The 12,003-nt window shown below is 73.1% G+C and carries 11 protein-coding genes; 3 read left to right on the top strand and 8 right to left on the bottom strand.

Translation table 11 applies throughout. The features are described 5' to 3' along the window. Positions 1–88 precede the first annotated feature (88 nt). The 6 genes from AQJ64_RS11410 to AQJ64_RS11385 all read right to left on the bottom strand — a co-directional run bounded on the left by AQJ64_RS11410 (position 89) and on the right by AQJ64_RS11385 (position 7,484). Positions 89–868 (bottom strand): SGNH/GDSL hydrolase family protein, encoded by a 780-nt coding sequence (locus AQJ64_RS11410; protein WP_055636097.1) that lies wholly within the window; start codon positions 866–868, stop codon positions 89–91. 81 nt (positions 869–949) lie between these two features. Further along, entirely contained in the window at positions 950–1,963 is a 1,014-nt protein-coding gene (locus AQJ64_RS11405; protein ID WP_055636096.1) for a hemolysin family protein, read from the bottom strand. Continuing rightward, the gene (locus AQJ64_RS11400; RefSeq protein ID WP_055636095.1) at positions 1,960–3,294 is read right to left on the bottom strand and encodes a hemolysin family protein; all 1,335 of its coding nucleotides are present in this window, start codon (positions 3,292–3,294) and stop codon (positions 1,960–1,962) included. Before AQJ64_RS11400 ends, AQJ64_RS11405 begins: the two co-directional genes overlap by 4 nt. A gap of 197 nt (positions 3,295–3,491) precedes the next feature. After that, positions 3,492–3,917: a GNAT family N-acetyltransferase gene (locus AQJ64_RS11395; protein ID WP_055636094.1), complete on the bottom strand. Its 426-nt coding sequence runs from the start codon at positions 3,915–3,917 to the stop codon at positions 3,492–3,494. A gap of 203 nt (positions 3,918–4,120) precedes the next feature. Continuing rightward, positions 4,121–6,688 carry an ABC transporter permease gene (locus AQJ64_RS11390; RefSeq protein WP_055636093.1) on the bottom strand — a complete coding sequence of 856 codons (2,568 nt, stop codon included), beginning with the start codon at positions 6,686–6,688 and terminating at the stop codon, positions 4,121–4,123. Positions 6,689–6,692: 4 nt separating this feature from the next. Then, positions 6,693–7,484: an ABC transporter ATP-binding protein gene (locus AQJ64_RS11385; protein ID WP_055636092.1), complete on the bottom strand. Its 792-nt coding sequence runs from the start codon at positions 7,482–7,484 to the stop codon at positions 6,693–6,695. A 121-nt stretch (positions 7,485–7,605) separates the two neighbouring features. On the opposite strand from AQJ64_RS11385, the gene AQJ64_RS11380 reads away from it, so the two are divergent. Further along, complete coding sequence (locus tag AQJ64_RS11380) at positions 7,606–7,848, top strand: hypothetical protein (RefSeq protein WP_055636091.1); 243 nt, start codon at positions 7,606–7,608, stop codon at positions 7,846–7,848. Between the two features lie 4 nt (positions 7,849–7,852). Next, positions 7,853–8,227 (top strand): hypothetical protein, encoded by a 375-nt coding sequence (locus tag AQJ64_RS11375; protein ID WP_055636090.1) that lies wholly within the window; start codon positions 7,853–7,855, stop codon positions 8,225–8,227. A 13-nt stretch (positions 8,228–8,240) separates the two neighbouring features. On the opposite strand, the gene AQJ64_RS11370 is transcribed toward AQJ64_RS11375, so the two are convergent. Both AQJ64_RS11370 and AQJ64_RS11365 read right to left on the bottom strand, forming a co-directional pair. Then, on the bottom strand, positions 8,241–8,915 hold the full coding sequence (locus AQJ64_RS11370; protein ID WP_055636089.1) for a class I SAM-dependent methyltransferase: 675 nt from the start codon (positions 8,913–8,915) through the stop codon (positions 8,241–8,243). A 112-nt stretch (positions 8,916–9,027) separates the two neighbouring features. Then, a complete protein-coding gene (locus AQJ64_RS11365; RefSeq protein ID WP_055636088.1) occupies positions 9,028–9,714 on the bottom strand; it encodes an esterase/lipase family protein in 687 nt (228 codons plus the stop codon). Between the two features lie 196 nt (positions 9,715–9,910). Between AQJ64_RS11365 and AQJ64_RS11360 the strand changes: the two genes are divergently transcribed. Beyond that, positions 9,911–12,001, top strand: a complete 2,091-nt coding sequence (locus tag AQJ64_RS11360; RefSeq protein WP_059202594.1) for a helix-turn-helix transcriptional regulator — start codon at positions 9,911–9,913, stop codon at positions 11,999–12,001. The last annotated feature ends 2 nt before the right edge of the window (positions 12,002–12,003 follow it).

Genomic DNA, 12,003 nt, shown 5'->3' with positions numbered 1-12,003 from the left:
GCCACGGCCCCGTTCGGCGGATCCTACGAGACGGGCGTCACCCGGGGGTGTCGGCGGGCGCGGTCCGGGTCCCGTCCCGGCGGCTTCCCTACGCGGGACCCTCGTACGGCAGCAGCTCGGGGCGCTTCGCGGGGCGGCCGTCCCCGGAGGAGCGGCCGGTCAGCCGGCGGCCGATCCACGGGAGCAGGTGCTGCTTGGCGAAGCGGGCGTCGGCGGCCCGGCGGGCGGCCCAGCCGGGCGGCACGGTGGCCGGGACCGGCGTGCGCCACTCGGTGTCCTCCGGGTCGTAGCCGAGGGTCTGCCAGACCGCCTCGGCGACCCGGCGGTGCCCCTCGGGCGTCAGGTGCAGCCGGTCGACGTCCCACAGCCGCGGGTCGGAGAGCGAGGGGGCGCCGTACAGGTCGACGACCAGCGCGCCGTGCCGCGCGGCGAGCTCGTCGACACAGACGAACAGCTCCTCCATGCGCGGCCGGAACCGCTCCAGGACGGGACCCTGGCGGCCCGGGCTGCGCATCAGCACCAGCTGCTTGCAGGACGGGGCCAGCCGCTCCACCGCCTCCGTGAGCAGTCCCTTGACCATGCCCATGTCGCACTTGGGGCGCAGGGTGTCGTTGAGACCGCCGACCAGGGTGATCACATCGGCGTCCATCGCGGCCGCCACGTCGACCTGCTCCGCGACGATCTGCCCGATCAGCTTGCCGCGCACCGCCAGGTTGGCGTACCGGAAGCCGGGCGTGCGGGCCGCCATCCGGCCCGCCAGGAGGTCGGCCCAGCCCCGGTAGGAGCCGTCGGGCAGCAGGTCCGACATGCCCTCGGTGAAGGAGTCGCCGACCGCGACCAGGCTGGTGTGTGTGGGGTTCGTCTGCATGGCGACATAGATGGTAGCCCGGGGCCCATACCTGGTGGTCGGTCACCCCCCGTCCGGTACGCGGCCCCGGGCGCCCAAGTGTCACGCCGGCTGTCCGAACAGCTCGCGCAGCACGTCCTCCATCGTCACCAGCCCGGCCAGCCGTCCGTCCGTGCCGAGCACGGCCGCCAGGTGCGTACGGCTGCCCCGCATCGCGGTGAGGACGTCGTCCAGAGGCGTCGCCTCCCGCACGCGCGCGATGGGCCGCATGTCCCGCAGCCGGAACGGCTCGTCCCGCGGGGAGGCGTCCAGCGCGTCCTTCACATGGAGATAGCCGATGATCCGCCGCCCCTCGTCCACCACCGGGAACCGGGAGAACCCCGACTCGGCGGCCAGCCCCTCCAGCTGCTCGGGCGTGACGCCCACGCGCGCGTGGACGACCCGTTCCAGCGGCAGTACGACGTCCCGCACCGGGCGGCGGCCCAGCTCCAGGGCGTCGTGCAGACGTTCCTGGGCGCGGCCGTCGATGAGCCCCGCCGCACCCGCGTCCTTGACGATCTGGGCGAGCTGGGCGTCCGAGAAGGCCGCCGTGACCTCGTCCTTGGTCTCGATCCGCAGCAGCTTGAGCAGGGCATTGGCGAACGCGTTGATGGCGAAGATCACCGGGCGCAGCGCCCGGGACAGCGTGACCAGGGGCGGACCGAGCACCAGCGCGCTGCGCACCGGCTCCGCGAGCGCGATGTTCTTCGGGACCATCTCGCCGAGCAGCATGTGCAGATAGGTGGCCAGCACCAGCGCGATCACGAAGGACACGGCGTGTCCCGCGCCCTCGGGTACCCCGACCGCGTGGAACACCGGCTCCAGCAGATGCGCGATCGCCGGTTCGGCGACCACACCGAGGATCAGCGTGCACAGGGTGATGCCGAGCTGTGCCGCCGCCATCAGCGCGGACACGTGCTGAAGGCCCCACAGCACGCTCTTGGCGCGCCGGTCGCCCTGCTCGGCGTACGGCTCGATCTGGGCGCGGCGGACGGAGATCAGCGCGAACTCCGCGCCGACGAAGAACGCGTTGACGACGAGGGTCGCCAGGGCGATCAGCAGCTGTACGGCGGTCACTGGTCCGCCCCTTCCACGTGGTCCTCGGTGAGCGGGGCGTGCAGCAGCACGCGTGCGGCGCGGCGGCCGGACGCGTCGACCACGTCCATGCGCCAGCCGGCGACCTCGACGCCGTCACCGACGGCCGGTATCCGGCCCAGTTCCGTCGCGACGAGGCCGGCGAGCGTCTCGTACGGCCCCTCGGGGGCGTTGAGGCCCACCCGCGCGAGCTGGTCCATCCGGGCGGCGCCGTCGGCCGAGTACAGCGCGCGGCCGTCGTCGTCGGTGCCCGCGGGGGCCAGGTCGGGCGTCTCGTGCGGGTCGTGCTCGTCGCGGACCTCGCCCACGACCTCCTCGACGATGTCCTCCAGGGTCGCCACGCCCGCCGTACCGCCGTACTCGTCGATGATCACGGCCATCGTCCGCTTGCCGGACAGCCGGTCCAGCAGCCGGTCCACGGTCAGCGACTCCGGGACCAGCAGCGGCTCGCGCATGATCTCCGAGACGGGTACGTGCAGACGCCGCTCGGCGGGGATCGCCAGGGCGTCCTTGATGTGCACGGTGCCGACGACCGCGTCCAGGCCGCCGCGGTGGACGGGGAAGCGGGACAGTCCCGTCGCCCGGGTCGCGTTCGCCACGTCCTCGCAGGTCGCCTGGGCGTCCAGGGAGATGACCTGGACGCGCGGGGTCATCACGTTCTCCGCGGTCAGGTCGGCCAGGTTCAGGGTGCGCACGAACAGCTCGGCGGTGTCCGCCTCCAGCGCGCCCTCGCGGGCCGAGTGCCGGGCCAGGGCCGCCAGCTCCTGGGGGCCGCGCGCGGCGGCCAGCTCCTCGGTCGGCTCCACACCGAAGCGACGCACGATGTGGTTCGCGGTGTTGTTGAGATGGGTGATGAAGGGCCGGAAGGCGGAGCTGAACCAGCGCTGCCCGTTGCCCACGGTCTTGGCCACGGGCAGCGGCGAGGAGATCGCCCAGTTCTTCGGCACCAGCTCGCCGACGACCATCAGGAAGACCGTCGACAGCGCCGTGCCCAGCACGAGCGCCACCGAGCTCGCCGTCGCGCCCGACAGGCCCGCCGACTCCAGCGGTCCCGCGATCAGCGCGGCGATCGACGGCTCGGAGAGCATGCCGACGACCAGGTTGGTCACGGTGATGCCGAGCTGCGCGCCGGAGAGCTGGAAGGTGAGATTCCGTACGGCCTTGAGTGCGCCGGAGGCACCGCGCTCACCGCGCTCCGCCGCCCGTTCCAGTTCGCTGCGCTCGACCGTGGTCAGCGAGAACTCGGCGGCCACGAAGGCACCGCACGCGACGGACAGCAGGATCGCCACCAGCAGCAGGAGCACTTCCGTCATCGGTTCACCTCCGTCCCATGGTCCGGCAGGGCAGGGAGGATCGCGCGATGTCGCGCACGGCTACTGGGAGGCTCGCCCATGGGCGGACGCTCACACCTTTCGAGGACTCGCAGGGGACCGCACGCTCTCGTACGGCCCCCCAATGGTAAAGGATCAGCAAAGTGCCCCCGGTCGGGGGTTGTCGGCCGGGGAGTCGGTCAGCCGACGAGCGGCTTCACCCAGCGCCGCCACTTCTCCTCCGGCGCGTACCCCGCCGCGCGCCACGCATGATGCGCCCTCTCGTTCCGGTTGAGCACCATCGCGTCCCCGCGCCGCCCGCCGAGCCGTACGAACCTCTCCTCGGCGGCGGCGAGCAGTGCCGAGCCGATGCCCTGACGGCGCCGCTCCGGGTGCACCGCCAGCCGGTACAGATGGCACCGCCACCCGTCGAACCCGGCGATCACCGTGCCCACCAGCTCACCGCCCTGCTCGGCCAGGAGCAGCGCCTCCGGGTCCCGGGCGACCAGCCGCTCGACGCCGGCGCGGTCGTCGCTGATGCTCGTCCCCTCGGCGGCGGTCTTCCAGAAGGCGAGAACGGTGTCCAGGTCGTCGGACGTCGCGGCCCGTATGCGCAGATCAGACATGCGGCGATCCCATCACGGGGGCGAGGGCCGGGCGGGGAATTCCACGATCCGGACCGTCACGTGAAGGAGGCGCGCCCGGCGTGAGGGCTCTCGGCGCCCGGGGCGCGCTCCGGTACGTCGTCCGGGGCCCTGGCCGGCGGCAGCACCTGCCCCGGGGCGGTGAGGGCAGGTCGACCCCCGGCCCGGCTCCGGCGCAGCACCCCTCACTCGTGTGCGATGGCCGCCAGTACGTTCATCCGGGAGGCCCGCAGTGCGGGCAGCAGGGCGGCTACGACGCCGACCACCGCCGAGCCGATGACGACCGCGACGATCGTGCCCCAGGGGACGGCGAGGGCCTTCATGCCCTGGAGGGCGAGGACCTGCTGTATGCAGACGCCCCACACCAGGCCCAGCGCCAGGCCCAGGACCGCGCCGAACACCGCGATCACCACCGACTCGAGCCGGATCATCCGCCGGAGCTGACGCCGTCCCAGACCGATCGCGCGCAGCAGTCCGATCTCCCGGGTCCGCTCCACCACCGACAGCGCCAGGGTGTTGACCACGCCCAGCACCGCGATGACGATCGCGAGGCCGAGCAGGGCGTACACGAGGTACAGCAGGACGGCGATCTGGTCGTGGACCAGCTTCTTGTAGTCGGCCTGGTCGCGCACCTGGACCTGCGGATACGCGTCGAGTGTCTTCTCCAGCCGGGGGCGCAGCTGCTCGGGACCGGTGCCGGGCGCCGCGTTCACGTACAGCGCGGAGTCCTGGCCGTCGGGCACGTACTTCTCGACGGTCCCCATCCCGAGGAACAGCCCGCCCTCCATGCCGAACCCCTCGGAGGCGTCCTGGTCGGTGAGCGCGCCCACCTTGAGCGAGGTCGTGCGGTCGCCGGGGAACTCCACCGGGAGCACACTGCCCAGCTTCACCCCGTGATCCTTGGCGAAGTCCACGTCCATGCCGATCGCGCCGTCCGCCAGCGCCGCCGCCGAGTCGCCCTGGGCGTACGTGACATGGGCGACGTCGTCGAGCCGGTCGCCGTACCCGGAGGCCGTCGTCTCGACCCGCTTGCCGTCCGGCAGCCGTACGGCGAGGGGCGCGAACCGCTGCCGTACGACGAGGCCGACGCCGTCGGTGGCGCGGACCGCGTCCGTCACCTCCTGGGAGAAGGGGGTGAAGTTGGCGTTCTGGATCACGAAGTCCGCGCCGAGCGTTCTGTCGATCTGCTCGTCGAACGACTTCGACATCGAGGCGCTCGCCACCGACATGCCGCCGACCAGGGCCAGGCCCACCATCAGCGCGGCGGCGGTGGCTCCCGTACGGCGGGGGTTGCGCAGGGCGTTGCGCTGGCTCATCCGCCCGACCGGGCCGAACAGGGCCGGGAAGGCGCCGCCGAGGACGCGGATCACCGGCCGGACCAGCAGCGGTCCCGCGATCACGGTGGCGATCAGCGTCAGGACCACGCCGAGGCCCAGGAAGGAGGCCGCGGACGCGGTCTTCGAGGCGGTCACACAGCCCAGCAGCGCGGCCGCGCCCAGCGCCCCGACGACCGCCCCGACGATCGCGCGCACCTTCAGCGGCCGGCCCACGCCGGCGATGTCCGCGTCCGCGAGGGCCGCCATGGGCGAGACCGTGGCGGCGCGCCGGGCCGGGAGGTAGGCGGCCACGAAGGTGACGCCCACGCCGACGACGTACGCCGCCACCGGGGTCCCCCAGCCGACGACCATCTCCGTGGTCTTGAGGTTCATGCCGAACGCGCTCATCAGTTTGATCAGCCCGGCCGCCAGACCGATGCCGGCCGCGAGGCCCAGGGTGGAGCCCACGAGCCCCAGCAGCACCGCCTCGGTCAGTACCGAGCGCCGGACCTGACGGCGGTCGGCGCCGAGCGCGCGCAGCAGGCCCAGCTCACGGGTGCGCTGGGCGATCAGCATCGAGAACGTGTTGACGATCAGGAACACACCGACCAGGACGGCGATGCCGGCGAACCCGAGCATCACGTACTTGATCACGTCGAGGAAGCCGCCCAGCGACGCGGCCGAGGACTTGGCCTGCTCGTCGGCGGTCTTCACGTCGTACGGCCCCGAGCCCAGCGCGGCCGAGACACGGTCCTTGAGCACGGCGTCGGAGACGCCCGGCGCCGCGTCGACCGAGATGCTGGTGGCCTTGCCCGCCGAGCCCAGCAGCTCCGTCGCGGCGACCGCGGGGTCGAGGAAGACCAGGGCCGCGCCCGGGTTGGTGGTGGTGAAGGTGGCGATGCCGACGATCTCGACGTCGAAGGAGCCCGGCTGGGCCATCACGGTGAGCGTGTCGCCGATCTTCACATGCTTCTTGTCGGCGGTGTCGGCGTCCAGCATGGCCTGGCCGGCGCCCTGCGGGGCGTGGCCGGAGGTCAGCTTCACGGGGCTGCGGTGGGTGACGTACCAGTCGGTGGCGATGGTGGGGGCGCCGGTGGTGGGGCCGACGGACTTGTGGTCGCGGTCGACCACGGTGATGTTCTCGACGCTGACGTCCGCGTGCGCGGAGGCGACCCCGTCGACCCGCGCGACCCGGCCGGCGAGGGTGGCCGGAACCGTCTGCACCGCGCCGCTCGGCACATTGGAGTTCAGGTCGTCCTTCGGCTCCACGGTCACATCCGCCGCGGTGGAGGCGAACAGCCGGTCGAAGGTGCGGGTCACCGTGTCCGAGAAGATCAGACTGCCCGCGACGAACGCCACGGACAGCACGACGGCGAGGGCCGACAGCAGCAGCCGTCCCTTGTGCGCCAGGAAACTCCTGAGGGTCGCCTTCAGCACCGGGTCAGTCCTCCTCGGGAGCGCCGTCGGCGACGGAGGCCCGGCCGACGTCGAACCGTTTCATGCGTTCGAGTACCGCATCGGCCGTAGGCCGCTCCATCTCGTCCACTATCCGGCCGTCCGCCAGGAAGAGGACCAGATCGGAGTGGGCGGCGGCGCTCGGGTCGTGGGTGACCATGACGACCGTCTGGCCGAGCTCGTCCACCGCCTGGCGCAGGAACGCGAGGACCTCCAGACCGGCCCGCGAGTCCAGATTGCCGGTCGGTTCGTCCGCGAAGATCAGCTCGGGCCGGGAGACCAGCGCCCGGGCGCAGGCCACCCGCTGCTGCTGACCGCCGGAGAGCTGGGACGGCCGGTGCCCCAGCCGCTCCCGCAGCCCGAGCGCGTCGACGACCTGGTCCAGCCACTTCTCGTCGGGTTTGCGGCCCGCGATGTCCATGGGCAGCGTGATGTTCTCGGCCGCGTTCAGCGTCGGGATCAGGTTGAACGACTGGAACATGAACCCGATCCGGTCCCGCCGGAGCCGGGTCAGCTCGCGCTCCTTCAGCCCCGTGATCTCCGTGTCGCCGAGCCAGACCTGACCCGCCGAGACGGTGTCGAGCCCGGCCAGACAGTGCATCAGCGTGGACTTCCCGGACCCCGAGGGCCCCATGACCGCGGTGAACCGGCCCCGCGCGATGCTCACGTCCACGGAGTCCAGGGCCAGCACCGTCGTCTCGCCGGAGCCGTACGCCTTGGTCAGGCCGTGGGCACGGGCCGCGATCCCGTCGGGGGTGGACAAGGCCGCTGTGGACAAGACTGCCTCCTCGCTCGCGTCGACGTGCCGAGACTAGTGTGACCCGGCGCACAGTCGGTATCTCTTTTCGGTTCCGGCGCGCCCTTGCCGCTGCTAGCACCCTCGCGCTAGCGTCGTAGGCATGGCGAAGACCCAGCTGAACGTCCGCGTCGACGAGGGCACGGCCCAGGCCGCCCGCGAGCGCGCCACGGCGCGCGGCATGAGCGTCAACCGCTATATCGAGGAACTGGTCAGACAGGACGCCGGAGAGGTGGGCCACACCTTCGTGGAGGCCGCCGCCGACTTCATGAAGCAGTACGAGAACGTCTTCGCCGAGGAATTCGGCGCGGACCGTGAGGGCACCGTGCCGGAAGGCCACCGCTGATCCCTTGAGCGATCTCCGTATCGATCTCGCCTGGCTCCTCATGCTCGCCGAGCAGCAGACCCCGGGCGACCCCCAGGTCACCGACTGGGGCGCCCTGATCGCCGCCGTGGCACGCCATCAGGCCGAGATATTCGACGTCCCCGTGTACACCGACCCGCCGGCCCGCGCGGCCGCACTGCTCCAGCTCCTCATCCACGTCCCGGCGCTGGAGCGCTCCAACGCGCTGTTCGCCTGCGCGGTCGCCTACGCCTACCTCGTCGCCAGCGGTCTGAAGGTGGCCACCTCACCCGAACAGGTGCGGGATCTGGCCCGCCTGGTCAAGACGGGTGAGGCGTCGGTCGCCGACATCGCGCAGGAACTGCGCGAGTGGAGCGCGTGAGGGCTGCCCGCGACTAGGGCCTGCGGGCCCTGCCGAGCACGGCGTAGGAGAAGGGGAACCTCGGCCCCTTCTCCGGCAGCAACATCCGTCGGTAGGGGCCGAGTTCGAACCCGGCCTCGCGCAGCGCGCCGACCGTGTCCCGGGTCAGATGGCAGCCACCCGCGAGGGACGGCCAGACCGTGCGGTCCAGGGCGCGCTGGGCGGCCCGCATCGGCCGGCCGCCACCGGGGCCGTGTTCGAGGAACCGCAGTTCGCCGCCCGGCCGCAGTACACGCCGCAGCTCGGCCAGCGCGCGCGGCACGTCCCGCACACTGCACAGCACCAGCGAGACCACCGCCGCGTCGAACGCCTCGCTCTTGACCGGCAGCGCCTCCGCCACACCGGGCACCACGTCCACCGGCACCCCGGCGCGCAGCGCCGCCTCCAGCGCCAGGGTCCGCATCCGGCGCTCCGGTTCGATCGCGACGACCTCCGAGACGGCCGCCGGATAGTGCGCGAAGTTCAGTCCGTTGCCCGCGCCGATCTCGATGACCCGGCCGGAGAGCCCGGCGAGCAGCCGCTCCCGCACACCGGCGAGACCGGCCCGGGTCTCCGCCGCCGAACCGAACGCGGCGTAGCAGCGGGCGAACAGCGGGTGGTGGACGGGGTCACCGGGCACCCGGCCGGAGCCGGCGGACCGTATCGGCATGACGACCTCCCGGGCAGGACGGGCCTACCCGGATTCTCCCCCGCAGGGAGCCGTCGCACCCCCGCTGTCCTTCACGCGGTCGTTCACACAGGGGCCACCGGATCACCCAGGGTCACTGGATGAAGTCGCGCACCTGCTCGTAGATGCCGTAGTCGTTGTTCATGTCGTTGTGCGAGACGCACCCGACGCCGACGTTGGTGGCCCCGCTCAGCAGCGCCGAGGAGTCGGGGTCGATGGCCGCGTCGCAGTTCGACCAGTACGTCGCGTAGCTCACGCTGCCCGGCGTCTCGTCACCGGAGTTGAGCGCGGTGAGGAACGAGCTGCCGGTGACCATCTCGGCGCACGAGGTGTACAGCCAGCTGCACCAGGAGGCGACCGACGTACCGTGGTTGACGCCCGCGACGGAGACGAAGTCGTCCACGTAGGCGGTCCCGCCGAGGTTCTTGAGGTAGTAGCGGGCGCTGAGCGCGCCCATGGAGTGGACGACCACGTCGACCTTGTCGGCGCCGGTTCTCGCCAGCACGTTCTTGACCTGGGTGGCCACCTGCGAGGCGATGGTGACGTTCGACTTGGTCCAGCTGTACGAGGCCGCGTCCAGCTCGGTGGCCGTGTAGCCGTCGGCCTTGAAGTCGGCGACCCAGTCGTCCCAGCTGCTGGAGTCGCTGCTGAGACCGTGTACGAACACGATCGGATGGTGGGTCGCCGCCTGGGCGGTGGGGGCGGAGAGCGACAGTGACAGAAGGAGCGAAGAGACCACGGCCGTAAGGACCGTGGCGATGCGACGCCTGGAGCGCTGCATGATGCCTCCTGAAACGGGTGGGGTTGCCAGGAGTGTCCGGTCGGGTCTACGCGCGCCGCATCGGTGAAATCGCCGGTCTTTACTGTTCAAGTAACCCGCCAGTAACGTCAGTTGTGTGGTGACTCCTGTAAACCCCCCACGTCTGGACGGCACTTCGCCACCGCTTCCGCCCCCGGCCCCGTGGCGACGCCCGGTCATGTCCCTCCCCGAGGGCGTCCGGGTGCGCGTGCTGCGACTGGTGTACGGCGATCAGCGCGCCGCCGCCGAACTCGCGGCGCGGCTCACCGACCGTCAGGCGGCCGGCCTGGACCCCCTGCCCACCGATCCCGCCGACCTCGCCCCCGGCCTGCTGCACGACTACCGCCGGGAGATCCGCGCCCTGCCCGAGGACACCCGGCTGCTGCTGCTCCTGGCCGCCGCCGACCAGTACCCGGTCGCCACCCACGCCTTCCTGCGCGCCGTGGCCGCCGCCCGCCTCGACACCCGCCCGCTGGAAGCCGCCGAGAGCGCCGGGATCGCCCATGCCACGGCGGGCGGGGTCGGCTTCCGCGACGCCTGGACCCGGATCGCCGCCTACGAGACGGCCACCCCCGCCGACCGCCGCGAGGCCCACCGGCTGCTCGCCCGCGTCCTGCACGACGACACCGAACTGCCCCGCCGCTCCTGGCACCGGGGCGCGGCCGCGCTCGGCCCCAGCGGGCGGCTCGCGGCCGAGCTGACGGCCGCCGCCGACCGGGCCCGCCGGGCCGCCGACCCCGCCCTCGCCGCCGCCCTCACCGAACGCGCCGCCGCGCTCGGCACCGACCCCCGCGAACAGTCCCGCCTCCTCGCCCGCGCGGCGGCCGACGCCTGGCACTCCGGCGACGCCGACCACGCCCGCACCCTCGCCGCCCGCACCCACACCGACGCCCTCACCGGCGTCCTCGCGCTGCGCACCGGCCAGGCGGGGGAGGCGTTCGACGCGCTGGTCGCCGGGGCCGCCCTGGCCACCGAATCCGTCCAGCTCCTCGCCCGCGCCACCGAAGCCGCCATCTACACCGGTGACCTGCGGCGATGTCGGGACGCCGTGGTCGCCGCGCGGCGGCTCGGGGTCCGGGCGCCGGGGGTGCTCCCGGCCCTCGCCGCCGCCGTCGACGGACGCTACGAGGACGCCCGCGACCTGCTGGAGGCGACCGCCGGCCGGTGCGGGCCGGGCGGCGACCCCAGCCGGCTCCTGCACGCCGGCATCGCCGCCCTGATGCTCGGCGACCACACCCGCGCCGCCACCGCCACCGTCCGCGCGGCCGCCGCCGCCCGGGCCCGGGGCCTGACCGCGACCGTCTCCCAGGCGATGGAGTTCCGCGCCTACGCCGACTTCTGGACCGGCCGCCCGCGCGCCGCCGAGGCCGCCGCGCTGGACGCCCTACGACAGTCGTACGCCACCGGACAGGACAACGGCGCCTGCCATCTCCAGGCCGCCCTCGCGATGTTCGCCGCGCTCACCGGCGACGGCGACCTGTGCCGCGAGCGGGCCGCGGCGGCCCGCTCCTACGCCATGGCCCACGGCCTCGGCCTGCCCGCCGCCCTCGCCCAGTGGGCGCTCGCCTTCCTCGACCTCGGCTTCGGACGCTACGGCGCCGCCGCCGCCCGGCTGCGCGCCCTCGCCGCCTTCGGCCCGGGCCACGGCCACCGGGCCGTCCGTCATCTGGCCACCCCGCACTACGTCGAGGCCGCCGTCCGCGCGGGCGACACCCGGATCGCCCGCGCCGCCCACGCCGACTACGACCGCTGGGCCCGCGCCGTCCGCAGCCCCGACGACCTCGCCCTCAGCGCCCGCTGCCGGGCCCTGCTCACCCCCGGCGCCGAAGCCCTCGACCACTACCGCACGGCCCTCGAACTGCACGCCGACGGCACCCGCGCCTTCGAACGCGCCCGCACGGAACTGCTGTTCGGCAGCGCCCTGCGCCGGCTGCGCCGCCGCGCGGAGGCCCGCGACCGGCTGCACAGCGCCCGCGAGGCCTTCGACTCCTTCGGCGCCCCGCACTGCGCCGAGGCGGCCCGCGCGGAGTTGCGCGCGCTCGGGGCGCCGGCCACCCCGCCCCGGGGCACTGAGCCGCCCACCGTCCGGCTGACCGCCCAGCAGCTCCTGGTCGCCCGGATGGCCGCCGAGGGTGCCACCAACCGGGAGATCGCCGCGCGGCTCGCGCTCAGTCCGCGCACCATCGACCATCATCTGCGCGGGGTCTTCACCCGGCTGGGGATTCGCTCCCGTATCGAGCTGGTGCGGTTGCTCTCGGAGGTCGAATGAGG

The organism is Streptomyces griseoruber (assembly GCF_001514205.1).
Lineage (GTDB): Bacteria > Actinomycetota > Actinomycetes > Streptomycetales > Streptomycetaceae > Streptomyces > Streptomyces griseoruber.
Note: the sequence above shows the minus strand (reverse complement) of the source record. Positions and strands in the feature narration are given on the sequence as shown.

Coding starts and splice junctions, on each gene's coding strand:
- AQJ64_RS11410 (WP_055636097.1), bottom strand. CDS start 868: ATGCAGACGAACCCCACACACACCAGCCTGGTCGCGGTCGGCGACTCC.
- AQJ64_RS11400 (WP_055636095.1), bottom strand. CDS start 3,294: ATGACGGAAGTGCTCCTGCTGCTGGTGGCGATCCTGCTGTCCGTCGCG.
- AQJ64_RS11395 (WP_055636094.1), bottom strand. CDS start 3,917: ATGTCTGATCTGCGCATACGGGCCGCGACGTCCGACGACCTGGACACC.
- AQJ64_RS11380 (WP_055636091.1), top strand. CDS start 7,606: ATGGCGAAGACCCAGCTGAACGTCCGCGTCGACGAGGGCACGGCCCAG.
- AQJ64_RS11370 (WP_055636089.1), bottom strand. CDS start 8,915: ATGCCGATACGGTCCGCCGGCTCCGGCCGGGTGCCCGGTGACCCCGTC.
- AQJ64_RS11365 (WP_055636088.1), bottom strand. CDS start 9,714: ATGCAGCGCTCCAGGCGTCGCATCGCCACGGTCCTTACGGCCGTGGTC.
- AQJ64_RS11360 (WP_059202594.1), top strand. CDS start 9,911: ATGTCCCTCCCCGAGGGCGTCCGGGTGCGCGTGCTGCGACTGGTGTAC.